The 20,929-nt window shown below is 65.4% G+C and carries 24 protein-coding genes, 1 tRNA gene and 3 pseudogenes; 7 read left to right on the forward strand and 21 right to left on the reverse strand.

Features of this window, described 5'->3' with window-relative positions; translation table 11 throughout:
* Positions 1–29 precede the first annotated feature (29 nt).
* From ALIDE2_RS02070 to ALIDE2_RS02085, 4 genes are all read left to right on the forward strand, one after another.
* Positions 30–611 (forward strand): DUF4390 domain-containing protein, encoded by a 582-nt coding sequence (locus ALIDE2_RS02070; protein WP_013517369.1) that lies wholly within the window; start codon positions 30–32, stop codon positions 609–611.
* The gene (locus tag ALIDE2_RS02075) at positions 608–2,896 is read left to right on the forward strand and encodes a sensor histidine kinase (RefSeq protein ID WP_013517370.1); all 2,289 of its coding nucleotides are present in this window, start codon (positions 608–610) and stop codon (positions 2,894–2,896) included. Before ALIDE2_RS02070 ends, ALIDE2_RS02075 begins: the two co-directional genes overlap by 4 nt.
* Positions 2,897–2,935: 39 nt before the next feature.
* Positions 2,936–3,631 (forward strand): response regulator, encoded by a 696-nt coding sequence (locus ALIDE2_RS02080; RefSeq protein WP_013721256.1) that lies wholly within the window; start codon positions 2,936–2,938, stop codon positions 3,629–3,631.
* A gap of 61 nt (positions 3,632–3,692) precedes the next feature.
* Positions 3,693–3,768: transfer RNA gene (locus ALIDE2_RS02085), tRNA-Phe, on the forward strand.
* Positions 3,769–3,983: 215 nt separating this feature from the next.
* Here ALIDE2_RS02085 and ALIDE2_RS02090 read toward each other — a convergent pair.
* From ALIDE2_RS02090 to ALIDE2_RS02170, 17 genes are all read right to left on the reverse strand, one after another.
* Entirely contained in the window at positions 3,984–4,229 is a 246-nt protein-coding gene (locus ALIDE2_RS02090; RefSeq protein WP_049791313.1) for a phage head closure protein, read from the reverse strand.
* A 54-nt stretch (positions 4,230–4,283) separates the two neighbouring features.
* A protein-coding gene (locus ALIDE2_RS02095; protein WP_420796275.1) for an IS3 family transposase occupies positions 4,284–5,416 on the reverse strand; the annotation gives its coding sequence in 2 pieces (ribosomal slippage) (positions 4,284–5,167 and positions 5,167–5,416; 1,134 coding nt in all).
* Positions 5,417–5,558: 142 nt separating this feature from the next.
* Positions 5,559–5,834: a head-tail connector protein gene (locus ALIDE2_RS02105; RefSeq protein ID WP_013721260.1), complete on the reverse strand. Its 276-nt coding sequence runs from the start codon at positions 5,832–5,834 to the stop codon at positions 5,559–5,561.
* Positions 5,835–5,999: 165 nt separating this feature from the next.
* Positions 6,000–7,115 carry a terminase TerL endonuclease subunit gene (locus tag ALIDE2_RS02110; protein WP_337999168.1) on the reverse strand — a complete coding sequence of 372 codons (1,116 nt, stop codon included), beginning with the start codon at positions 7,113–7,115 and terminating at the stop codon, positions 6,000–6,002.
* Between the two features lie 2 nt (positions 7,116–7,117).
* The gene (locus tag ALIDE2_RS24040; RefSeq protein WP_049791314.1) at positions 7,118–7,423 is read right to left on the reverse strand and encodes a hypothetical protein; all 306 of its coding nucleotides are present in this window, start codon (positions 7,421–7,423) and stop codon (positions 7,118–7,120) included.
* 255 nt (positions 7,424–7,678) lie between these two features.
* A complete protein-coding gene (locus ALIDE2_RS02120; RefSeq protein WP_013721261.1) occupies positions 7,679–7,942 on the reverse strand; it encodes a hypothetical protein in 264 nt (87 codons plus the stop codon).
* A complete protein-coding gene (locus tag ALIDE2_RS25155; protein WP_013721262.1) occupies positions 7,939–8,112 on the reverse strand; it encodes a hypothetical protein in 174 nt (57 codons plus the stop codon). Before ALIDE2_RS25155 ends, ALIDE2_RS02120 begins: the two co-directional genes overlap by 4 nt.
* Positions 8,109–8,294, reverse strand: coding sequence for a hypothetical protein (locus ALIDE2_RS02125; protein WP_013721263.1), 186 nt, complete (start codon positions 8,292–8,294; stop codon positions 8,109–8,111). Before ALIDE2_RS02125 ends, ALIDE2_RS25155 begins: the two co-directional genes overlap by 4 nt.
* Positions 8,294–9,373 (reverse strand): phage major capsid protein, encoded by a 1,080-nt coding sequence (locus ALIDE2_RS02130; protein ID WP_013721264.1) that lies wholly within the window; start codon positions 9,371–9,373, stop codon positions 8,294–8,296. The genes ALIDE2_RS02125 and ALIDE2_RS02130 overlap by 1 nt, the downstream gene beginning before the upstream one ends.
* A 92-nt stretch (positions 9,374–9,465) precedes the next feature.
* Positions 9,466–9,873 carry a MerR family transcriptional regulator gene (locus ALIDE2_RS24045; protein ID WP_013721265.1) on the reverse strand — a complete coding sequence of 136 codons (408 nt, stop codon included), beginning with the start codon at positions 9,871–9,873 and terminating at the stop codon, positions 9,466–9,468.
* Positions 9,860–10,204: a hypothetical protein gene (locus ALIDE2_RS02140; RefSeq protein WP_013721266.1), complete on the reverse strand. Its 345-nt coding sequence runs from the start codon at positions 10,202–10,204 to the stop codon at positions 9,860–9,862. The genes ALIDE2_RS24045 and ALIDE2_RS02140 overlap by 14 nt, the downstream gene beginning before the upstream one ends.
* Positions 10,201–11,397, reverse strand: a complete 1,197-nt coding sequence (locus tag ALIDE2_RS02145) for an AAA family ATPase (RefSeq protein WP_013721267.1) — start codon at positions 11,395–11,397, stop codon at positions 10,201–10,203. Before ALIDE2_RS02145 ends, ALIDE2_RS02140 begins: the two co-directional genes overlap by 4 nt.
* A complete protein-coding gene (locus tag ALIDE2_RS02150) occupies positions 11,394–11,858 on the reverse strand; it encodes a CHC2 zinc finger domain-containing protein (RefSeq protein WP_013721268.1) in 465 nt (154 codons plus the stop codon). Before ALIDE2_RS02150 ends, ALIDE2_RS02145 begins: the two co-directional genes overlap by 4 nt.
* A 10-nt stretch (positions 11,859–11,868) precedes the next feature.
* Positions 11,869–12,225: a helix-turn-helix transcriptional regulator gene (locus ALIDE2_RS25690; RefSeq protein ID WP_337999169.1), complete on the reverse strand. Its 357-nt coding sequence runs from the start codon at positions 12,223–12,225 to the stop codon at positions 11,869–11,871.
* 475 nt (positions 12,226–12,700) lie between these two features.
* Complete coding sequence (locus tag ALIDE2_RS02160; protein ID WP_013721271.1) at positions 12,701–12,967, reverse strand: hypothetical protein; 267 nt, start codon at positions 12,965–12,967, stop codon at positions 12,701–12,703.
* A 100-nt stretch (positions 12,968–13,067) separates the two neighbouring features.
* Positions 13,068–14,291, reverse strand: coding sequence for a tyrosine-type recombinase/integrase (locus tag ALIDE2_RS02165; RefSeq protein ID WP_013721272.1), 1,224 nt, complete (start codon positions 14,289–14,291; stop codon positions 13,068–13,070).
* 531 nt (positions 14,292–14,822) lie between these two features.
* The gene (locus tag ALIDE2_RS02170) at positions 14,823–15,227 is read right to left on the reverse strand and encodes a CoA transferase (protein WP_049791315.1); all 405 of its coding nucleotides are present in this window, start codon (positions 15,225–15,227) and stop codon (positions 14,823–14,825) included.
* Positions 15,228–15,274: 47 nt separating this feature from the next.
* On the opposite strand from ALIDE2_RS02170, the pseudogene ALIDE2_RS24180 reads away from it, so the two are divergent.
* A pseudogene (locus tag ALIDE2_RS24180) lies at positions 15,275–15,520 on the forward strand (thiolase C-terminal domain-containing protein); the annotation flags it as partial.
* A gap of 14 nt (positions 15,521–15,534) precedes the next feature.
* Here ALIDE2_RS24180 and ALIDE2_RS02175 read toward each other — a convergent pair.
* Positions 15,535–16,188 (reverse strand): annotated as a pseudogene (locus ALIDE2_RS02175) (UDP binding domain-containing protein); the annotation flags it as partial.
* 58 nt (positions 16,189–16,246) lie between these two features.
* On the opposite strand from ALIDE2_RS02175, the gene ALIDE2_RS02180 reads away from it, so the two are divergent.
* Together ALIDE2_RS02180 and ALIDE2_RS02185 are read left to right on the forward strand one after the other, a co-directional pair.
* Complete coding sequence (locus ALIDE2_RS02180) at positions 16,247–17,377, forward strand: IS630 family transposase (protein ID WP_013721273.1); 1,131 nt, start codon at positions 16,247–16,249, stop codon at positions 17,375–17,377.
* Positions 17,343–17,636, forward strand: coding sequence for a hypothetical protein (locus ALIDE2_RS02185; protein ID WP_013721274.1), 294 nt, complete (start codon positions 17,343–17,345; stop codon positions 17,634–17,636). Before ALIDE2_RS02180 ends, ALIDE2_RS02185 begins: the two co-directional genes overlap by 35 nt.
* Positions 17,637–17,661: 25 nt before the next feature.
* On the opposite strand, the pseudogene ALIDE2_RS02190 reads toward ALIDE2_RS02185, so the two are convergent.
* From ALIDE2_RS02190 to ALIDE2_RS02200, 3 genes and pseudogenes are all read right to left on the reverse strand, one after another.
* Positions 17,662–18,357 (reverse strand): annotated as a pseudogene (locus tag ALIDE2_RS02190) (UDP-glucose dehydrogenase family protein); the annotation flags it as partial.
* Positions 18,354–19,364: an NAD-dependent epimerase gene (locus tag ALIDE2_RS02195; RefSeq protein ID WP_013721275.1), complete on the reverse strand. Its 1,011-nt coding sequence runs from the start codon at positions 19,362–19,364 to the stop codon at positions 18,354–18,356. The gene ALIDE2_RS02195 and the pseudogene ALIDE2_RS02190, both read right to left, overlap by 4 nt.
* A complete protein-coding gene (locus ALIDE2_RS02200; protein ID WP_013721276.1) occupies positions 19,361–20,878 on the reverse strand; it encodes an ArnT family glycosyltransferase in 1,518 nt (505 codons plus the stop codon). Before ALIDE2_RS02200 ends, ALIDE2_RS02195 begins: the two co-directional genes overlap by 4 nt.
* Positions 20,879–20,929: the final 51 nt, after the last annotated feature.

The raw sequence follows: 20,929 nt of genomic DNA on the forward strand, positions 1-20,929 counted from the left end.
CCCGATTGCACTGGAGGCACTGGTGTGCCTTGTTCGCCTGCCTGCTCGCCCTCTGGGCGCTGCCTTCGGCCGTGCGCGCCCAGCACCACGGCGAGGTCGCCGACCTGCAGTTGGAGCGCACGGCCGAAGGCCTGCTCCTGAGCGCCGCCTTGCAGCTGGAGCTGCCCGAGGTGGTTGAGGATGCGCTGTACAAGGGCATCTCCATGCACTTCATCGCCGAGGCCGAGGTGGTGCGCCAGCGCTGGTATTGGTCCGACAAGACCGTGGCGCGCGCTACGCGCTTCCTGCGCCTGAACTACCAGCCGCTCACGCGCCGCTGGCGCCTGACGCAGTCGCCCGTGCCGTTCGCTGCCAACGGCCTGGGGGTGTCGCTGGGCCAGAACTTCGAGGAACTGCCCGACGCGCTCTCGGCCATGCAGCGCATCGCCCGCTGGAAGATCGCGGACGAGGCGCAGATCGACGAAGGCGTGCCCTACGTGGTCAACTTCCAGTTCCGTCTCGACATGTCGCAGCTGCCGCGGCCGTTGCAGATCGGTGCCGTGGGGCGCTCGGGCTGGGACATCGTGCTGGCGCGCAGCGTGCGCCTGCCTGCAGCGGAGGCCGCGCGATGAGCGACAAGGGGATCCGCCCCGCCGCATCCGCGCGCAAGGCGGCCAGCCGCGCGCGCGCCATGCGCTGGGCTCTGGGGCTGGGTGCCGGGGTGATGAGCGCCATCGGTTTGGTGCTGCTGTTCCTGCTCACCCAGGCCACCAACAACCGCGCGCTGTACGAGCGCAACTTCGCCTGGCTGCTGGGCGTGAACGTGCTGGTGGCGCTGGTGCTGCTGGCCGTGCTCGTCTGGGGTGCAGTGCGTCTGGCCGTGCGCCTGAAGCGCGGGCGCTTCGGCAGCCACCTGCTGATCAAGCTGGCGGGCATCTTCGGGCTGGTGGGGGTGATACCCGGACTGCTGATCTACGTGGTGTCCTACCAGTTCGTGTCGCGCTCCATCGAAAGCTGGTTCGACGTCAAGGTCGAGGGCGCCTTGTCCGCCGGCGTGAGCTTGGCGCGCGTCACGCTGGACACCATCGCCAGCGACTTGGCCACCAAGACGCGCAGCGCCAGCACCCAGCTCGCGCAGGTGCCCGATGCTGCGGCGGGCCTGGTGCTCGAGCGCATGCGCGACCAGCTGGGGGCCACCGACCTAGTGCTGTGGAATGCTGCGGGCCAGCCCGTGGCGGGCGTGGGGAAGTCGCGCTATTCGCTCAACCCCGAGCGCCCGAGCGTGCAGCAATTCCGCATGGCGCGCCAGGAGCGCATCAGCTTCCAGATCGAGGGCCTGGACGACATCAGCGATCCCATGGCCGCCGAAAACGCGCGCGTGCGCACGCTGGTGCTCGTGGCCAACCCCGGCGTGGGGCTACTGGCCGAGCCGCGCTACGTGCAGGCCACGCTGCCCCTGCCTCAGGCCCTGGTGGCCAACGCCATCGCCGTGCAGGAGGCCAACCGCGAGTACCAGGAGCGCGCGCTGGCGCGCGTAGGCCTGCGGCGCATGTACATCGGCACGCTCACGCTGAGCCTGTTCCTGGCCGTCTTTGGCGCGGTGCTGCTGGCCGTGGTCCTGGGCAATCAGCTGGCGCGCCCCTTGCTGGTGCTGGCCGACGGCGTGCGCGAGGTCGCGGCGGGCAACCTGGGCCCGAAAGCCGCGCTGCAAGGCAAGGACGAGCTCGGCGGGCTGACGCGCTCCTTTGCCCTGATGACCCAGCAGCTGGCGGACGCGCGCTCCGCGGTCGAGCAGAGCATGGGCGAACTCGATGCGGCGCGCGGCAATCTACAGACCATTCTGGACAACCTCACCGCCGGCGTCATCGTGCTCGACCGGCAGGGCGTCATCCGCTCGTCCAACCCGGGCGCCACCCGCATCCTGCGTGCGCCGCTGGCGGCCTACGAGGGCAAGCCCCTGGTCGAAGTCCCTGGCCTGGCCGATTTCGCGGCCACGGTGCAGCGGCACTTCGACACCTTCGCGCTCGAGCGCGACCACCACGGGCTGGACCATTGGCAACACCCGTTCGAGCTGCATGCCTCGGGCGGCGGCCTGGCCGCGCAGGGCACCAGCCTGGTGGTGCGCGGCGCGGAGCTGCCCAACGATGAACGCCTGCTGGTGTTCGACGACATCTCGGAGATCGTCTCGGCCCAGCGCGCCCAGGCCTGGGGCGAGGTCGCGCGGCGCCTGGCGCACGAGATCAAGAACCCCCTCACCCCGATACAACTGTCCGCCGAGCGACTGGAGCGCAAGCTGGCCGGCAAGCTGCCGGACGCGGAACAGGCCGTGCTCACCAAGTCGGTCAAAACCATCGTGGACCAGGTGGATGCCATGAAGCGCCTGGTCAACGAGTTCCGCGACTACGCCCGCCTGCCCGCTGCCGAGCTGCACCCGCTGGATCTCAACGCACTCATCACCGACGTGCTGCACTTGTACGACCCCGAGACCGCCCAGGTGCCCGTGCGGGCTGAGCTCGACGAGCGTTGCCCCCTCATACGGGGCGACGCGCAGCAGCTGCGCCAGGTGGTGCACAACCTGTTGCAGAACGCCCAGGACGCCACCCAGCAGGCCGCCGAGCAGCAGGGCTCGGCGCCCGCCGCGGTGCGCATCGGCACGCGCTGGAACGATGCGGCGCAGCGCGTGCGGCTCACGATATCCGACTGTGGCCCGGGCTTCCCGCCGCATATCCTGCAGCGTGCGTTCGAGCCCTACGTCACCACCAAGCCGCGCGGCACGGGCCTGGGCCTGGCGGTCGTCAAGAAAATTGCAGACGAACATGGAGCCAGGATCGATCTGGTCAACCGCGTGGAAGGCGATGTGGTGGTGGGCGCCCAAGTGTCGCTATCATTTGCCCCTGAAACGGCGGTAGCGTTGTAACGGCAACGCGGCCCGTGCAGTAAGGGTGCATTTACACACATGGCAAACATTCTGGTGGTCGACGACGAACTGGGCATCCGGGACCTGTTGTCAGAAATCCTGAACGACGAGGGACACAGCGTGGACCTGGCCGAAAACGCCACGCAGGCACGCAGCGCACGCCTGTCCGCCAACTACGACTTGGTGCTGCTCGACATCTGGATGCCGGACACCGATGGCGTCTCACTGCTCAAGGAATGGGCCATGGCGGGCGCGCTGACCATGCCCGTGATCATGATGAGCGGGCACGCCACCATCGACACCGCGGTGGAGGCTACCCGCATCGGGGCGTTCTCGTTCCTGGAAAAGCCCATCACCATGCAAAAGCTGCTCAAGGCCGTGGAGCAAGGCTTGGCACGCAGCACCGCTGGCCAGCCGCAGGCGGCTCCTGCCCCTGCCAACGCCGCCGCGGTGCCGCCATCGGGCATGGTCCTTGGGGGCAATGGCGCGCAGCCTGCCGCGCATGTCACACCGGCGGCCGAATCGCTGCCGCTGTCGCACCAGGGTTTCAACCTCGACCGTCCTCTGCGCGAGGCGCGTGACGGCTTCGAAAAGGCCTATTTCGAATTCCACCTGGCCCGCGAGGGCGGCTCCATGACCCGTGTCGCTGAAAAAACGGGGCTGGAGCGCACCCACCTCTATCGCAAGCTGCGACAGCTGGGCGTGGATCTGGGGCGGAACAAGCGCAGCGGATGAGCAAGACAAATTCTCAAAGTCTGGCATTGTCCTGATTTGTCAGGCTATAATGCGAGGCTCAGGCCCGGTAGCTCAGTCGGTAGAGCAGAGGATTGAAAATCCTTGTGTCGGCGGTTCGATTCCGTCCCAGGCCACCATTCAATGGTCTAAGTGCGTCTATCTTAGACCGACTGCCCTAGGTGTATCAAGCACTTAGGGCTTTTTTTTGTCTTTTGCCGTCCAATCAAGGCCTGCTAAATCCGGGCTTTTTGGGGGGTAAAAGACGGGGTATACCCCCCAAGGCTCGGGGTGGGGGTACTTTTTTACCCCCCCCCCGACACATCAACACCAGCTCCCGATGCCATGAGCGCCCTTACTCCACCAATTGGGCCACCAGGTCAACATGCTGGCGCCCCACTAGGTCAGGCAGCACCGCAGTGACGTCGTAACCCTTGGCGCCCACCAGCACGCGCATGCCTGCATTCAGGTCAGTGCGAAAGCGCACGCGGATGCTGGCCCGGACGATGGACGCCTCGGCATCAGAGCGGATGGACTCGCTGCCACTCAGGTGACGCACGTTGGCCCACAGCGTGGCATGGTCTGCCCAGGCTTCGGGCAAGTGACCTGCCCCCATTGACCGTGCCAACAGATTGGAGAAGTCCGGGGTTGAAGGTTAATCGAAGTTTTGTTTCTGCTCACTGCCAGCAGCACCGCCAGCGCGCTGGCGGTGCTGCTGGGCGAATCGTGCCGGCGGGATGCGTCCCAAACTGCTGTGCGGCCTGACCTCGTTGTAATCCCGCCGCCAATGTGCAATGCACTCCCGGGCCTGTGACAAGGATTCAAACCACTGCTCGTTGAGGCATTCATCTCTGAACTTGCCGTTGAAGCTCTCGATGTAGCCGTTCTGCATGGGCTTGCCCGGCTCAATCAGGATGTGCCGAATCCCGTTCTTGTGCGTCCAGGCCAGGAACGCCCGACTGGTGAACTCCGGGCCATTGTCCGTTCGCACTGTTGCCGGGTAGCCACGGAACCTTGCCACTTGGTCGAGCACGCGCGTGACGTACTGGCCCGAGATGCCGTAGTCCACCGTGATGTCCACGGACTCCTTGCTGAAGTCATCCACCACCGTCAGATACTTGATGCGCCGTCCACTGGACAGACTGTCCGAGACGAAATCCATGCTCAGCACCTCGTTGATATTCCTGGCCAGTTGCAGCGACACACGCTCTTGCGCTGGGCGTTTGACTTTGCGGCGCTTCTTCACCGTCAGGTTGGCCTGCCGGTACAGCCGATAGATGCGCTTGTGGTTCACCCCCGGAAACTGCTGGCGCAGCATGTCGTGGATGCGCCGGTAGCCGAATCGGCGGCGCACCAAGGCCGTTTGCCGAATCTGTTCACCCAGGGTGGCGTTGAGCTCGCTGGGCTGCGGTGGGTGGCGGTAGCTGTCTCGGGATAGCCCCACAAGGCGGCAGGCGTGCCGCTCCGAGAGGTGATGCTGCTCAATCATCTGCCGGATGGCATCGCGGCGCGCCTGTGGGGCTAGCGCTTTACCCCGAAGACGCTCTTGAGGGCGTGGATGTCCAGGTGGGCTTCGGCCAGCAGTTTCTTGAGCTTTGCGTTCTCGCTCTCAAGCTCGCGCAGGCGCTGGGCCTCTGAGACCTGCATGCCGCCGAACTTGGCACGCCATTTGTAAAACGTGGCCTGGCTGAAGCCGCCGCTGCGGCACAACTCGGGGATGCCCATGCCGGCTTCGGCCTGTCGCAAGAAGCCAATGATTTGTTCGTCGCCGAACCTGCTCTTCTTCATGTCCGTCATTCTCCTGGGTTGACGGGCTTCTCTCGTTTATTGTGGTACGGCTGGTGGGGGGCAGGTCACAAGGGCGATCCCCAATCGTCCACGCCTCCCGTGCGCTTTTGGACGATGACGCGGGTATTGAGGTCACCGGCTCTCATGCGTACACCCGGTACGGTGCCAGCAGGCGCTCAAACGTCGGGTTCTTGGACAGCGGGCGCTCGATCAGTTCTTCGCGGTGGGTGTACAGCGTGCCCACCAGCAGCAGCGCGGCGGCTTTCACCGGAGCGGGTGCGGTGGCGTCCAGTGGCGTGGGCGAGTTGATGTAGTCGCCTACCGATGCCGTGGCGGCGTCGATCATGGATTGCAGCAGCGCATCTTCCTCGCTGTGGTCGATGCGGCAGTGCAGTTTCACTTCGGTCAGGGTCAGCATTTGATTTCTTTCAAATGGTTGGAATAGGTGCCAGCCGCGTGACAGGGTTGCTTGCGCAAGCCCGAAAGGCGTCACCGCTGGCTGTCGGGGTTCGTTGTCGCCGCGCCACTCACCGACTAAGGCGCGTCCGGTCTGCGGCTTTCGCCCCCGCACCGGCACGGGCTGTTAAACAAAAGTGAAGGCGTCGAAGCTCACGTTCTGCGCCTCGGTGGCCCTCGATGCCACGCCCATAGCCATGGCCAGGGCCTGTAATCCGTCTATGCGTCCGGTAGCCTTGGCCTTGTCCAGCTTCCGGGCCCCGGTCGGGTCTTTCGTCACCACGGCATTGGCGGCGCACATGGTCAGCACCGGGTGGCCACCGTGGGCGATGCGCCCATTCAGCAGCTCGGCTTCCAGCGCATCCAGGGCGGGCGCCATGTCTTTAAAACCCTGGCCCCACTCCACCAGTGGCAGGTCCGCGCCGATCTTGTCCAGCTCCTTGCGCAGCAGCTCGATGCGCCAGCGGTCATAGGCGATGGCCTGCACGTCCAGCTCGGACAGCAGCGCGGCCATGTCTTGCGCGACGTGCTCATAGTCCACCGTGGCGCCTGGCGTCGTGTGCAGCAGGCCCTGGCGTGCCCACAGGTCATAGGGCGCGCGGTCGCGGCGGGCGCGGTCGGCCAAGCCGATTTCAGGCGTCCAGAAGTGGCACTGCACCTGCCACACGTCATCCACTTGGCCCACGATCACCAGGGCCGTGAGGTCGGTACGGGCGGATAGATCCAGGCCAACGAACACCGGGCCATCCAATTGGGCAGTGACTGCCCGATTGCAGGACTGCCACACGTCCGGGCTGATGAATGGGGAGACAGTCGAAACCCTTTGGTTTAACAGTAGGTTCCGCGCGGTGTTCTCCATGCTCGGCATGCGCTGCGCCTGCGTCATCTGCTCCTTGAGGTCGTCCAGGCTGCGGAACAGGCCCAGGGCGGGGTTAGCGGCCTTCCAGGCGCTTTCGTCCAGTAGGTCACAGCCTGCGGGGGCTTCATACACGCGGCAGACGATGCGCGGGTCATTGGACTGGCGGGCATCGTCAATCCATGTCGAAAGCAAGTCGGCATCGTTGGCGGCGGCGGTGCTGATGGCGATCAGCAGCGGCTCGGCGTGTGCCCCCTGGCTGGTGGTGATGGCGTCCACAAAGTCGGACTGCGGGCCACGAACCTGGCCGATTTCGTCCAGGATGGCCAGCACCGGGGAAAGGCCGTGGGCGGTCTTGCCGTCGGCGGCCAGCGCCTTGAACTCCACGTTCAGCGGCAGGCCATCAAGAACGCGGCCACGCCGATCCTGTCGCGCACGCTCAACGTCTCGACGTCGTTCATCGCCCAGATCAAGAACTGGCGCGGGTCGTCTGTGACTGGCGGCTCGGGGTTGTAGCCCGCCCTGCGGCGCGCCAAGGCCTCGATGATGGCGGGGTACTGTGCCAGACGGCTGCCGGTCTGCCTGGCGCTGCCGGCCGCGTAGCCGGCTGCACGGGCTGCTGCTGCGAAGGTGGCGCCACCATGCACAGCATCCACGAAGGCGCGCTGTCGGGGCTTCAGGCGGTGCGGTGTCATCTTTTTGTGCTGTGAGGGGGGAAATATTCTGCGCGTGGGATACCGGTGAGGTTTCCGAGAATTCCGCGCTGTGAAAAATTGACCTCCCGCCCCCTGTTCTGACTGGTCCGGTCGGCGGTCGGCAGGGTCAACCTTTCAATTGCGGATGCGGGAAGTTTCGGAACCGGCCGGTTTCCAGGGGGTTGGCCCAAAAATGGACCGACTACCCCCCCGAAGCCGGGCGACCATGCCCCGATGGCTTGGGGCATGCGCCGATCACGCCAGGTCATAGACAGTCACCGAGACAGCAGCCCGGCAGTGCAGTAGCGCCAGCAGTGCCCAGCGCTCGCCCTCGGTCAGGACGGCCGGATGGGTCAGACCCACCAGGTCACCGGTGTCGAACTCGATGATCGTCATTGCCCTGTCTGGCAGGTCATCGTGGGGGTCCGACTCCACCGACACCGGCCGGGCCGCAGCCGGAACGCCTGCGCCCTCTACAGCTTGCAGCAGTGCCGCAACGACGTTGTACTGCTCGGTCATTGTTTACCCTCCAGCGCCTCGATGCGGGCGCGCAGCTCGGCTATCTCGTTGATCAGTTCGCCGACCGCTGCACCGAGAACTTCTGGTGCCAGGACGTCGGCACTCTTCGGCACGGCAAGCATGGACTTGGCGATACGCTCGGTAAGCGCCTTTGCGTAGCTGTCGGTCATGCGCCACCTCCAGTCAGGAACCGCAGCAGGCCGGTCTTGTGCCGCTCGGGTTGCGGTGCGCTCTCCAGCTCGTTGACGCGCTTCTCCAGCTCGGCGATGCGGGCCAGCAGCGGCGCGGTGTGTTTGTTGATCTCCAGCTCGATGAAACGAGGGATGCCGATCAGTGCGTTGTGGTCGCTCATTACCAGGTACCTCCGGTGATGTAGGTGGCGACGCTGCCGGCGCGCACGGCCCAGCCTCGGTGCAAGACGGCCTTGATGGCGACGGCGTCGGTTTGGAACAGGGACACCAACTGTTCGGGCGCAGTGGGCGGCTCGGTCGGGGCGTCAGAGAGTTGCAGCGTGGCGGACTCGGCGCGGGTGATCTCGGCGCCGGCATCGCGGTCAACGATGATGCCGGACTGGTCGATCAAGATCAGCTTCCCGGCAGCGGTCGCGCTGGTCAAGGCCGGCAGGCCCAGTAGTTCACCACCGTTCGGGCCGATGCCAGGGAACGATGCGGCTCCGCCTGTACCGCGCAGGCCTGCGACCTTTGCGGCGGCAGCGGGGGAGAGAACCCAGGCCGCATCGCGCAGATCACCACCAGCCGCCAGCAGCAGCTCGATAGCCTTCTGCAGGTCGGCATCGACTCCGGTGGTGTTGACGCCAACAGACACCGCAGTCGGTGCGCCGTTGAGGATCGAGCCGGTCACGGTCGGATCGAGGAACACCGCGTCCTCGGCCGCGCCTGTTGCAGCCGCCAGGTCGAGCCCCAGCGCGATGTCAGTCTCGATGCCGGGGACGGCCAGCAGCTCACGGGTCGCCAGGGATACGCCCGCAACCTTGGGCTTGCTGTCGATCTGGATGCCCACCAACGATGCGCGACTGATGGGGATCGGCTTGCGCTCGCCCACGCGGAAGGCGGCCGCGCCCGCACCGAAGGCGATCACGCGGGTTTTTGTGGGGACACGGCGGGCCTTGTCCAGCCGGCTCAGGACGGCATAGGGGCGCAGTGCGGCCATGAAGTCGGCGGTGATGGTGTCGGCGGGAAGGCTGCCCAGGTGCAGGCCGGGCACGGCGGCTTTCATCACGCGGCCGATGGCGTCTTTCTCGACCCAGTTCTGTGCCTCGATGAAGGCCGCGGCAGCATCCATGTCGTCGGACATGGCAAGGCTTCGGATCAGGCGCCCCACCGAGCGCCCGGCGGACTGGCCAGGACCGGCGGCAACAACATCGAGCGCGCCTCGGGCTCGGGCAAGCGCGTTTCGGGAAATGTCGTCCATGTGGTGTCCTTTCGCAGGAATGGCCCATCAGCGGACGGATGCCGTAGGCCAGTTGAAGATGTACCCAGCCTGACAGGTCAGAACAAAATGGCTCAGCCGGCAGCTATTTTTCTGAGGTACTCGAAGTGCTCAGGGAACGGTGCCCGGAACTGCGGGACGCTGGCGTTTTCAGCGCGCAGATGGTCCAGCGCGGCAGTGGCGCAGGCGTACAGCGCCAGGGCCATCGGCCCGGCCTTCTCGCGCTTTGTCGGGCCTTCCAGCTCGCGCCAGGCGTCGAACACGGCATCGGCCAGCACGCCCGGCAGCACGGTGCCCAGCTCCAGCGCCAAGGCTTCGCGCCCATGGGCAGCACGCCAGGCGCGGATGGCGGCCACGTCGTACAACGCGGCATGCCCGCGTCCACGCCGGCCAGGAACGCAGGGGCAGCCCAGCCGGCGCCAGCGCTTCAAGGTCGGCACCGAGATTTCCAGCTCGCGGGCGGCAGCGTCAATCGGCAGCATCGGCGGCACCCCCGTAGGTCTGCTTGAAATGATCCAGCAGATCAGCCCGCAGATGCGGCGGCGTGGCCAGCACGTCCTGGCGCATCTGCTCGCGTGCCTGCTCACCATCGCCGTGGGCATCGCAGGCCCGCATGGTGGCGGCCAGCAGTGCTTCGGTCAGTCGGGCGGCCTCACGGATGCGCTCGATCAGCTCCGGTTTGTGGTCCCGGACAGCAGCGCGCTGTTCGCCGGTCAGCCGGCCGGCGGGCACCACGATGCCGGCGCCGTCTGGCGTCAAAGCGGGGGTGATGCCGCAGGCCAGCAGGTCGGCCAGGATGGCTTCGGCGGTCATAGAACCTCCGTGTTTTGGGCAAGTTGCTCATCAACTTGCTCAACTTGCTCATCGTTTGAAGGTTGAGCAAGTTGAGCAACTTGGATGAGCAAGTTGGGTATGGACCAATACCAGCCGCCTTCTGACTTGCGCTTTTTCACGCCGAGCGCATCTGACGCGCGGCGGACGGTCGCCCAGGAAATCCCAGCCTCCTTGGCCTCGGCTTGCACGGTTTTGGTCGGTGTCGGCCCATCGGACAGAAGTTGGGTCAAGAACTCCTGCGCGGCGTCCCTGGCGCTTGTGCCGCCGTCGCCATCGGCTTCATCGGGATCGGTCAGCAACTCGCGGGCCGATCCTTCCACCGCCTTGCCCCACGCGACGCGCGATGCCTGAATGCCGGGGATAGGCTCACTCTGCATCAGGTGGTACTCGAACCCGCCATCGTCCGGGCCGATGTTGGATTTACTGCGCGCCAGCACGCGGGCATCCTTGCCGTCTTCCTCGCCCTTGACCTTGGCGGCCACCATGACGATGCGGGCCACCGCCGAGAACGCCACGCTGCCCACCACGCGCTGCGTCGGGTCCGTGCCCTGGCCGCCCTTGCTGAAGTGCGTGATTCCCAACACCGCACAGCCGCAGGCAGAGGCCAGGTCCACCAGCGGCTGCAAGGCCCGCCGCACCTCGGTGTTCTTGTGCGAGTCGCCCGTGACGGCCGACACCACCGGGTCCACGATCAGCAACTGGATGCCGCCGATGCGCTCGATGGCCGCATGCAATTGCACCAGGTCGCGGGCGGGATCGAAGGGCACCACCTCACCGTCGCGGCGGGCGCCGTCGATGAAGAAGCACCGCTCCTTCTTCGCCCCGGATGCCAGCAGCCGAGGCAGCAGCGTGTCGGCCGCATCGTCTTCACCGGACCAGATCAGGATGTTGCCCTGCTCGCAGCGGCTGCCGTCCGGCCAGCGCCCGCCGATGGTGGCGGTTGCGGCCATCGCCAGCGCCAGCGTAGTCTTGCCCTGGCCAGGCGCGCCCGCCAGGATGTGCAGCTTGCCGCGCGCCAGCCAGTGCTGCCATAGCCAGCGAACTGGCTGCGGCGTCAGGTCGGCACCGCAGGTCAGCACCACGCTGTCAGCCATGAAGTGCGGCGCATCATCCAGCGGCGGCAAGACAGGATCGAACTTGCTGGCCATCGTTTCGTAGTCGTCGCGCTTCATGCGAACACCTCCATGATGCGGCTGATGCGCCCGGATGCCGTCAGCAGGCGGGACAGGTCAATCTGCGTCAGCACCACGCCGTGGGCGACATTCGCAGCGGCCACGGCCACCAAGTTGGCTTCGGCGGCCAGCACCACCAGCGCGTCGCGGGCGGGAAGGGGCGTAGGGCGGGTGCGGCCTACGTCCTTGCCGTCATCGACCCACGCGCCCAGTTCCTTCGCGGCGTCGATGAAGCCCAGGCCATGGGCAGCTTGGTGATAGGCCAGTACGTCGCCGCCACGGGCGCCGCAGCCGGTCATGCACACGAAGCTGCCGCTGTCGGTGTTAATGCGCAGGCTGTCGGTGCTGCCGTGGAAGTTGCATGCGGTGGTGCGCCACTTGCCCTTGCGCTCTTTGAACGCCAGCCCTTGGGACTCGTAGTAGCTCACCGGCTCGGGGAGTCGGGTTTTGTCGAAGCTCATGACGCCCCCCTTACTTGGCAGCAAGGTCAGAGATCAGCTTGTCAATGTCGGCGCTGCGCCAGCAGGTGGTACGCGGCCCCAGCTTTACCGGCTGGGGGAAACGCCCCGTCTTGACGCCTGCCCACCATGTGGCGCGGCTCACGGGAACACGTTGCAGCACGCCGGGCAGGCGCAGGAGGGTTTCGCTTGAAGTTGGGGATGCTGTAGTCATCGGTGCTTTCGACGGTTTAGAAGAAAAGCACCGGAGCCACAAAACGGCACTGCAATTGACGCACATGACCAATGCTGTATGCATGGCCAGTGGTGCATTAAATGCACTCCCGATGTTAGGATGACGTCGCTTGGCCTCGACAACTAAGCAACGCATCCGGTTCTCCGGTGCACTAGAGCCCCCCTCTACCGTTGGCGCGGTTTTGGGGGGTTCGCCTTTTCAGACTCCCGTACATCCGTACAGGTCTAATTAGGTTGACACACTATATCCTGTGGTTTGCGCGTCCGTCATTGCATATGTCTGTGGATAACGTGTGTGCGCCCTGTGGTGTGCGGGTGGGAACAAGACTTTTCCACAGCAGTTGGCAACTTAGACTCGTCGGGAGCTTGTTTCGACGGGTTTTTACTCGGGAACCCGCATGGATTAAGGCCTTCATCCATTTGCGGTTGGTAGTCGTGGTTGCACATGTCGATGTCCTTGCTAGCCTTGTAGATGGTTAGCGAAGATGTGGCGGTCGTACACGTTGATGTAGTTGCCGCGCCTGTCGTTGTGGTCGTAGCGCATGTGGTTCTGGTCGAACGCGGTGTCCTGCATGTCCTCGTCGAGGATCAGCCTAGGGCTGGCGAATGGATTAGGCCAGCGACTTGATAAGCATGTTCTGTCGCTGGAGCACATAGGCGAGCCCCTGGGCGGCTTCAGTCTCCAGCCAATTGGCATTGCCGTAGGCGATGTTGTGTAGCTTTAACAATTCATGCAATTTCGATGATGGCTGCGCGCACATGAGGATTTCATCAATCAAGTCCTTGGCTTTGGTTACCCAATCCACCAAGTCACCCAAGGCGGCTGCTTCCGATACAGCCATTTCGCGGTCAATGTGATTTACAGTCCCAGTAGCCATTTTCAAAGATCCTTTTGATGATGGTCAGACAGCCTCGGCGGCTCCTTCGCCCTGGCTGTCGCCTTGCCGCACATGAACCGGCGTGCGGCTTGCCGGTATTTCACCTAGCCATTCCGCTGGCCCGGAGCCCTTCGAGATAGTCTGCCCAGGCTTGCAGCATCTCCCGGCGCTGCTTCAAAAACTCCGTCCTGTTGTAGGCGCGGCCAAGGCTGTCGGCCACGCTGTGGGCCAGTTGCGCCTCGATGACGGCGCGGTCGTAGCCCATATGCTCATCCAAGATCGTGCGAGCGGTGGCGCGGAACCCGTGGCCAGTCACCTGCGTTTGCGTGTCGTAGCCCATGCGGCGTAGCGATGCGTTGACGGTGTTCTCCGACATGGGGCGCTCATGATCCCGCTCACCGCGGAACACCAACCCAGTGGGGCCGGTCAGCGGGTGCAGGTCGCGCAGCACCTCCACGGCCTGGCGGGGCAGGGGAACCATGTGCGGGTCACCGTTCATCTTCCCGGCGCGCTGGCGCTTCATGCGCTCGGGCGGGATCGTCCAAGTTGCCGCGTCCAGGTCGAACTCCTCCCACCGGGCCATCCGCAGCTCACCAGGGCGCAGCATCAGCATGGGAGCCAGCTTCAATGCGCACCGCACCACATGCGTGCCCGCATAGCCGTCAATGGCGCGCAGCAGGGCGGCGAGGTCTGCCGGATCGGTGATGGCGGCCATGTGCTTCACCATGGGCTTGCGCAGTGCTCCCTTGAGGTCGCGGGATGGGTCGCTGGGGATGCGGCCTGTTGCCACGCCGTAGCGGAACACCTGCCCGCAGTTTTCCAGGGCGCGGTGGGCTGTCTCGATGGCGCCACGCTTCTCGATGCGCCGCAGCACCTCCAGCAGCTCGGGGGGCGTGATTTCCGAGATGCTCTTGCCGCCGACATAGGGGAACACATCAACCTCCATCCGGCGCATGATCTTTTCGCCGTAGCTGGGTGCCCACTCATCCTTGCGGTGTGCAAACCATTCGCGGGTGACAGCTTCAAACGAGTTGATCGTCTTTGCGGCCACTTCCTCTTTCTTGGCGCGCTTGGCTTCGTTCGGGTTGACGCCATCGCGCACTTGCCTGCGGGCCTCGCTGTGACGCTGGCGGGCCTCGGCTAGACTCACCTCGGGATACACGCCATAGCTCACGATGTTCTCGCCGCGTGGGGTACGGATGCGCCACTGCCAGCGCATGGCCCCCTTGGCATCAACGCGAACATATAGCCCGTCGCGGTCGCCGTGCTTACCCGGCTCAGGTTTGGACTTGAGCGCCTTCAAGCGCAATTCGGTCAGCGGCACATAACCCCCATGAAATACGGTGACGGGGGTAAATTGTGGGGTAAATGAAAATTCGGTGTTCCGTACATCAAGTGTTGCTGCGGCCTAGAACGGATCTTTCGATAGAGTCCCAGCCACCATACCTTCTACGCCTAGTCCCTCCTGACTAGGCGTTTTTGTTTGTGCGACAAGGGCCTGGCGCTCCGAAATTTCGCTCAGAACACTCCACGTCGTTCCACATCTTGCATTTACTCACCGCCTCCTGGAGCGATTCCGTGCAAACCGGCCTCCAGGCGATCGCTTGGCCTTGCCATTAAGAAAGCACAAGCGTTCCTCGCGGCCTCATCAGCCGCAGATGCGCTCGTAAACGCTCCTGTTTCGTGAGTCAGGATTGACGTTGCTCTGAATCTTTGCCAGTCCGCGATATGGCTCCCGCCTTCTCCAGCGCCGTGATTGCATCATCATCCATACCCAACTCGCGAAGAATTTCCTCGGTGTGCTGTGCATGCCTGGGGTAGCGCTTCCAGCGTCGGTCCGCTGGCCGGTTGAACTTCACGGGCTGGTCGATGGATTGCAGTTTTCCGTAGTTCGGACTTTCGTAGTCGAGTATGGGCCCGCTTGCGAGCGTGTGCGCTGCCACAATGGTTCGCTCGCGACTCCGATGAGGATGGGCTTGTCTGCGGCCATGAAGTTCTGATATGGGCACAGCGATTCGTGCGCGCATCCAAAACGTTTGGGCTCCGCGCCTTTTTCCCAGTACGACTGCATCATGTAGCCCAGGAAAGCGATGCCTGTGTCGAACAGCGAGACGCCGATGCGGCAGCCTTCGCCAGTGTTTCGCTTGTGCAGCAGTGCTGCAAGGATTGCGCTCAGCGCGTGCATGCCCGTGCCCTGGTCCACGGGAGAGTAGGGCGCGCGCACGGGGCCGCTGCCTGGCTCGCCCATGATCGACACCATGCCTGTGAAGGCCTGCAGGATCAGGTCATAGCCCTTGCCATGCGACAGCGGGTGCGATAAAGCCTGGCGGACGACTGCCCATCAACGTCTCGGGCGGATTGCATTCGAAAGGCCATCCCATCGGTGCGACCGGTGCAATCCAGGTCCGAGATCTGGTCGTGCAATTGCGTGGAGAAGCCGGCGCATCTCAAGTGCAGGGAGCACGGCTGGGTCTTGCGGAAAACGGTGGCGGCTTCTATGGGCTGGAAGAAGCCGCGTGCGTGGTGACGATACTGGAAGCGCCGAATCGATAGCAGCCCCGCAAGGCTCAGGCCGCCACGGCCGCGGTCGGCCGGCCGATGGAATAGTAGTCCAGCCCGTGCCGCGCGACGATCTCCGGTTCGTACAGGTTGCGGCCGTCGAAGATCATGCGGTCCTTGAGCAGCCGGGCCAGTTGTTCGAAGTCGGGCACGCGGAAGATCTTCCATTCGGTGACGATGGCCAGGCAGTCGGCTCCTTGCAGTGTCTCGGCGGGGCTGGCGCACAGGGCGAGGTCGGCGCGCTCGCCGAAGATGCGGCGGGCCTCGTCCATGGCGGCCGGGTCGTGCGCGCGGACCTGGGCGCCGGCGGCCCACAGGGCCTGCAGCAGGTTGCGGCTGGGGGCCTCGCGCATGTCGTCGGTCTCGGGCTTGAAGGCCAGGCCCCAGACGGCGATGGTCTTGCCCCGAAGGCTGCCGCCATAGTGCGCGACGATGCGCTTGCCCAGCACCTCGCGCTGAGCATCGTTGCGCTTGTCCACGGCCAGCAGCACCTCAGGCGTGAAGCCGGTGGACTGCGCCGTGCGTATCAGGGCCTTGACGTCCTTGGGAAAGCAGCTTCCGCCATAGCCTGCGCCGGGGTAGATGAAGCTGTAGCCGATGCGCGGGTCGCTGCCGATGCCGCGGCGCACGGACTCGATGTCGGCGCCCAGGCGCTCGGCTAGTACAACATCCCGTAAATATGTTTTCTATAAGGGGTTTTTGATGTAAGCTCGACGCCTCATGAGGCGAGGCCGTCGAGCACAAGTTGTCAAGCTGTCAAAGAAGGAGCGCGAGGCGCTCGAAGCGTTGGTGCGCCAGAGCACGGCAGCCCAGCGCGACGTCGTGCGAGCCAAGATCGCGCTGATGGCCGACGAGGGTCTGACGACGGCGGCGATCGCTGCGTCGCTGGGCCTGTCGCTGCCCAGCGTGTCGAAGTGGCGCAGCCGCGTGGCGAGCCAAGGCATGGCGGGGCTGCGTGAGGTCCAGCGTCCCGGGCGACCGCGGCGCATCGCTGACGCGCAGCGGCTGCAACTGCTGGCCCTGGCGTGCGAGCCGGCCGAAGGTCTTGGCCGGGCCACGCCGACGCTGAATGAGTTGTGCGAGCGCGCCGTGCAGCGCGGGGTCGTGCCGCACATCAGCCGCAGTCACCTGCAGCGCATCTTGCAAGCCGGCGATGTGCGCCCGCACCGCGTGCGGCAGTGGCTGCACAGTCCTGACCCGCAGTTTCGCGAGAAGGTCAACGCCATCTGTGAGTTGTACCGCCAGCAGCCCTTGGGTTCGGTGGTGCTGAGCATCGACGAGAAGACCGGCATCCAGGCGATCGAGCGCAAGCATGCCGACCGCGCCCCGCAGCCTGGGCGCGCACGCCGCCGCGAATTCGAGTACATCCGGCATGGCACGCAGGCGCTGACGGCCGCGCTGGACGTGCATTCCGGCCGGGTGCTGGGCCGCTGCACCGACAGACGCACCCAGGACGATCTGGTGGCCTTCATGGAGGAGGTGGCATGCGCCTATCCCCAGGGCACCGTGCACGTCATCTGGGACAACCTGAACACGCACCGCGCGCAGGCGGTGTGGGCTGATTTCAACAGCCGGCACGGTGAGCGCTTCGTCTTTCACTTCACGCCGCTGCATGCCAGTTGGGTCAACCAGATCGAACTGCTGTTCGGCATCTACTCGCGCCGCGTCCTGCGCCACGCCAGCCATACCTCCACCCAGCATCTGCGCCAGCGCACCGAGGCCTTCATCGCACAGCGCAACGTCTCGCCCAAGCCGTTCAAGTGGACGTTCGCCGGCTTCGAGCTGCAAACTGGCGAACCCAGGAGGTTCACCCGCCATGCCCACACCCCTCGCCCAAGCAAGCGCCGCTGAGCTGCAGCGCCATCTCGCCGAATTCACCGGCCGCACCGCGGCCCATGTGCGTCCCTATGGCAAGCACCTGCTGATCCAGATGCACCGCGACGACGACGTCGATACCGTGGCACGCTTGAGCGAGGTCGCTCGCAACAAGTACACGGCAGCGTTTCGCAGCCACACCGGCCGCTGGGAGCCTTTGCCGGCCCCCGCTGCCGACCTGAAGCAGACCGCCGAGCTCGTCGCCACTCTCCTGGCGTCCTATCTTGAATCCTGAAATACATAAATGTATTTCAGGGATGTTGTACTAGGTTGGCGATTTCGTTGATGAAACTGATCTTGGTCGCGAGCATGGCGTTGGCGGCGTACTTGGTGAGTTCCGCGCTCCTCACGTCCATCACCACCATCCTGTCGTGGTTGCGGTTGAACGGTGAGTAGAGCTCGCGCAGCTGGCGCTCGGCCGTTGCGCTGGCGGTGCCGATGACGATGCGGTCGGGCCGCTTGCAGTCGGCCACGGCCGCGCCTTCCTTGAGGAATTCGGGGTTGGAGACGACCTCGAACGCGATTGCGGCGCCGCGCTCGGCCAATGCCGAGCGCACCGTGGCGGCCACCTTGTCCGCGGTGCCCACCGGCACGGTGGATTTGTTGACGATGGTCTTGGGCCCCGCCATGTGCCTGGCGATGGTGCGCGCCACGGCCAGCACGTGTTGCAGGTCGGCGCTGCCGTCCTCGTCGGGCGGGGTTCCTACGGCCAGGAAGATCAGATCGCCATGGGCTACGCCTTCGGCGGCATTGGTGGTGAAGTGCAGGCGCCCCGCGGCCTGGTTGGCCTGCACCATGGGCTGCAGCCCGGGCTCATGGATGGGAATGCGGCCCGCCTGCAGCGCCGCCACCTTGGTGGCATCCACGTCCACGCACATGACGTCGTGCCCGACGTCGGCCAGCACCGCACCCTGCACCAGGCCGACATAGCCCGTGCCGAAGATCGTGACTTTCATGACTCGTAGAACCCTCTGTACCAGTGAACAAAGCGTGCCACGCCTTCGCGTACGGGGGTGGCGGGGGTGAAGCCGACCCAGGCGGCCAGCGCGGCCGTGTCGGCCGCCGTGCTGTGCATGTCGCCGGGCTGTATGGGCAGCATGCGCTTGATGGCCGTGGTGCCCAGGGCCGCTTCCAGCGCGGTGATGTAGTCCATCAGCAGCGTGGGGGTGCTGTTGCCGATGTTGAAGATGCGGTAGGGCGCCGTGCTGGTGCCGGGGTTGGGTGCCAGCGGGTCGTGGCCGGCATCGGGTGTGGCGGGTTTGTCCAGCACGCGCAGCACGCCCTCCACGATGTCGTCGATGTAGGTGAAGTCGCGCACCAGCCGGCCCTGGCCGTAGACGTCGATGGCCTCGCCCGCCAGCATGGCGCGCGTGAACTTGAACAGCGCCATGTCCGGCCGCCCCCAGGGGCCGTAGACGGTGAAGAAGCGCAGGCCCGTGGTCGGAATGCCGTACAGGTGCGCGTAGGCATGCGCCATGACCTCATTGGCCTTCTTGGTCGCCGCGTAGTAGCTGACGGGATGGTCCACCGCGTCGCGCTCGGAGAACGGCAACTTCGCGTTGCCTCCGTACACGCTGGAGCTGCTGGCAAACACCAGGTGCTCCACTTGCTGTGCGCGGCAGCCCTGCAGGATGTTGCCGAAGCCCAGGAGATTGGAGTCGGTGTAATCGTCGGGTTGGTCGATGGAGTAGCGCACGCCGGCCTGTGCCGCCAGATGCAACACCCGATGGGGACGCACCCGCGCAAACAGCGCATGCATGGCGTCGCGATCGGCGACATCGATCTGCTCGAAAGTGAAGTCGCCCTGACCGTGCAAGCGGCCCAGGCGCGCGTGCTTCAGGCCGACGTCATAGTAGGCATTGAGGTTATCGATGCCCACCACCCGTTCGCCGCGCTCCAGCAGCCGCTGCGCGCAATGCATGCCGATGAAGCCGGCGCAGCCGGTGACCAGGGTGACGCTCATGGTTGTGTGCCGTGTGGGCTCCAGATGTATTCGTAATGGGCCTGGGGTGTGCCCGCGCGCACCATGTGGAAGGGCAGGTGGATGGACTGCAGCGCACGCGGCGCGATGCGGGCCTGGGCCTGATCCCACCAGCTCGACGGAACGTAGTCGGTGCGTGAAATCAACAGCAGGCCTTGCCCCCGCTGCACGCTGCGGCGCAAATGGTCCGCGACGCAGGTCGGGATCTCGTCTTCGCCCGGCGCACAGGCGTCCACCAACGCGTCGGGAAAGCGCACCCGCAGCATGCCGGCCAGCATATGGTCGGATGCGACGATGGGGCTGGTGCCGTCATAGCCCGCGGCGCGCAGGGCGTCCGCCAGTTCGATGGACGGGTGGTTCAGCTCATCCACCTCGCCGCGCAGCCCGCTGAACCAGGGGCGTATGCCGGCAGCGACCAGCAGGATGACGGCCATCGTGGCCACGGCGATCGTGTAGCGCCGTGCACGGGGATGGTGTTGCAATTCGGGCCGCGCAGAGAAGGCGGCCAGGGGTGCCATACACAGCAGTGGAAGTATCCAGCGGCCCTTGAAGTTGCTCACGCCTGCAAACACCACCATGCCGGCCAGCGCCAGCAACACCAGGCCCAGGTAGCGCACGAACACGCGGTGCATCGGCGGCGACACCGGCGCCAGCGGCCGCTGCCACCAGGCCGAACGGAAAGCCCACAACGCGAACAGCGCCCACAGCAGCAGCGTGCTGGGGACCACACCCTCCAGCAGCCTCAGCAGGCCCTTGACCAGCCCGTTTTCAGGCTGGATGTTCATCTTGCTGATGGTGCCGGACGTCGCCTCGGTGAGGTGTGACAGCAGCCATGCCGCATGCGGCAGCACGACCAGCAGGCCCACCAGGGGCGCCCACCACCAGCCGCGCGACAGCAGCGCGCGGCGCGCCTCGGGTACCGACAGTGCCGCCAGCAGCATGGCGCCCGCCACCAGCGCGAAGCTGTACTTGGCCAGCATGCCGAAGCCGCACACCAGCCCCAGCAAGGCAAAGTCCAGCGGCCGCGGGCGCCGCACGATGCGCAGCAGCAGCCACCACGCGCCACAGGCCATCGCCGTGACGAGGATGGTATGGGTCTGGTCGCGGACCGAATACCAGCCCAGCGCGGGCATCAGCACCATGCTCGCCGACGCCCAGAAGGCCCCCCGCTCGTCCAGCAGTTCCCGCCCGGCCAGGTACATGAGCGAATACGTCAGTGCCAGCAGCCCATGCTTGAGCAGCGACAGTGCCAGCACGCTGGGGCCGAACACCTGGTTCATCGCCCATTGCAGCCAGGTGTACAGCGGCGGCTGCGGGCCGTAGCCCAGTGCCAGCTCCTGGGTCCACAGAATCTGCTCGGCCTCATCCCACTTCAGCGCGGGCGAAGCGAGCAGGCGCATGGCCACGTGCGCCAGCGAGATGGCCGCGAACCAGAACAGCGGGTGGGTCCAGGGAAGGCGGGACGAAAGCGCGCGGGGCGCGGTGGAGGCGGTCATGGGGCAAGGGGAAAGTAGCGCACTGTGTGCGTCCGGCGGGCGCGAACGCGC

The sequence above is a fragment of the Alicycliphilus denitrificans K601 genome, assembly GCF_000204645.1.
Taxonomy (GTDB): Bacteria; Pseudomonadota; Gammaproteobacteria; order Burkholderiales; family Burkholderiaceae_C; genus Alicycliphilus; species Alicycliphilus denitrificans.

Excerpts from the sequence above, each read along its gene's own strand:
- ALIDE2_RS02075 (WP_013517370.1), top strand. The coding sequence starts at position 608 with ATGAGCGACAAGGGGATCCGCCCCGCCGCATCCGCGCGCAAGGCGGCC.
- ALIDE2_RS02080 (WP_013721256.1), top strand. The coding sequence starts at position 2,936 with ATGGCAAACATTCTGGTGGTCGACGACGAACTGGGCATCCGGGACCTG.
- ALIDE2_RS02105 (WP_013721260.1), bottom strand. The coding sequence starts at position 5,834 with ATGCTGACCCTGACCGAAGTGAAACTGCACTGCCGCATCGACCACAGC.
- ALIDE2_RS24040 (WP_049791314.1), bottom strand. The coding sequence starts at position 7,423 with ATGACACCGCACCGCCTGAAGCCCCGACAGCGCGCCTTCGTGGATGCT.
- ALIDE2_RS02120 (WP_013721261.1), bottom strand. The coding sequence starts at position 7,942 with ATGACCGAGCAGTACAACGTCGTTGCGGCACTGCTGCAAGCTGTAGAG.
- ALIDE2_RS25155 (WP_013721262.1), bottom strand. The coding sequence starts at position 8,112 with ATGACCGACAGCTACGCAAAGGCGCTTACCGAGCGTATCGCCAAGTCC.
- ALIDE2_RS02125 (WP_013721263.1), bottom strand. The coding sequence starts at position 8,294 with ATGAGCGACCACAACGCACTGATCGGCATCCCTCGTTTCATCGAGCTG.
- ALIDE2_RS02130 (WP_013721264.1), bottom strand. The coding sequence starts at position 9,373 with ATGGACGACATTTCCCGAAACGCGCTTGCCCGAGCCCGAGGCGCGCTC.
- ALIDE2_RS24045 (WP_013721265.1), bottom strand. The coding sequence starts at position 9,873 with ATGCTGCCGATTGACGCTGCCGCCCGCGAGCTGGAAATCTCGGTGCCG.
- ALIDE2_RS02140 (WP_013721266.1), bottom strand. The coding sequence starts at position 10,204 with ATGACCGCCGAAGCCATCCTGGCCGACCTGCTGGCCTGCGGCATCACC.
- ALIDE2_RS02145 (WP_013721267.1), bottom strand. The coding sequence starts at position 11,397 with ATGAAGCGCGACGACTACGAAACGATGGCCAGCAAGTTCGATCCTGTC.
- ALIDE2_RS02150 (WP_013721268.1), bottom strand. The coding sequence starts at position 11,858 with ATGAGCTTCGACAAAACCCGACTCCCCGAGCCGGTGAGCTACTACGAG.
- ALIDE2_RS25690 (WP_337999169.1), bottom strand. The coding sequence starts at position 12,225 with ATGCGTTGCTTAGTTGTCGAGGCCAAGCGACGTCATCCTAACATCGGG.
- ALIDE2_RS02160 (WP_013721271.1), bottom strand. The coding sequence starts at position 12,967 with ATGGCTACTGGGACTGTAAATCACATTGACCGCGAAATGGCTGTATCG.
- ALIDE2_RS02170 (WP_049791315.1), bottom strand. The coding sequence starts at position 15,227 with ATGGTGTCGATCATGGGCGAGCCAGGCAGCGGCCCCGTGCGCGCGCCC.
- ALIDE2_RS02180 (WP_013721273.1), top strand. The coding sequence starts at position 16,247 with ATGAGGCGAGGCCGTCGAGCACAAGTTGTCAAGCTGTCAAAGAAGGAG.
- ALIDE2_RS02185 (WP_013721274.1), top strand. The coding sequence starts at position 17,343 with ATGCCCACACCCCTCGCCCAAGCAAGCGCCGCTGAGCTGCAGCGCCAT.
- ALIDE2_RS02195 (WP_013721275.1), bottom strand. The coding sequence starts at position 19,364 with ATGAGCGTCACCCTGGTCACCGGCTGCGCCGGCTTCATCGGCATGCAT.
- ALIDE2_RS02200 (WP_013721276.1), bottom strand. The coding sequence starts at position 20,878 with ATGACCGCCTCCACCGCGCCCCGCGCGCTTTCGTCCCGCCTTCCCTGG.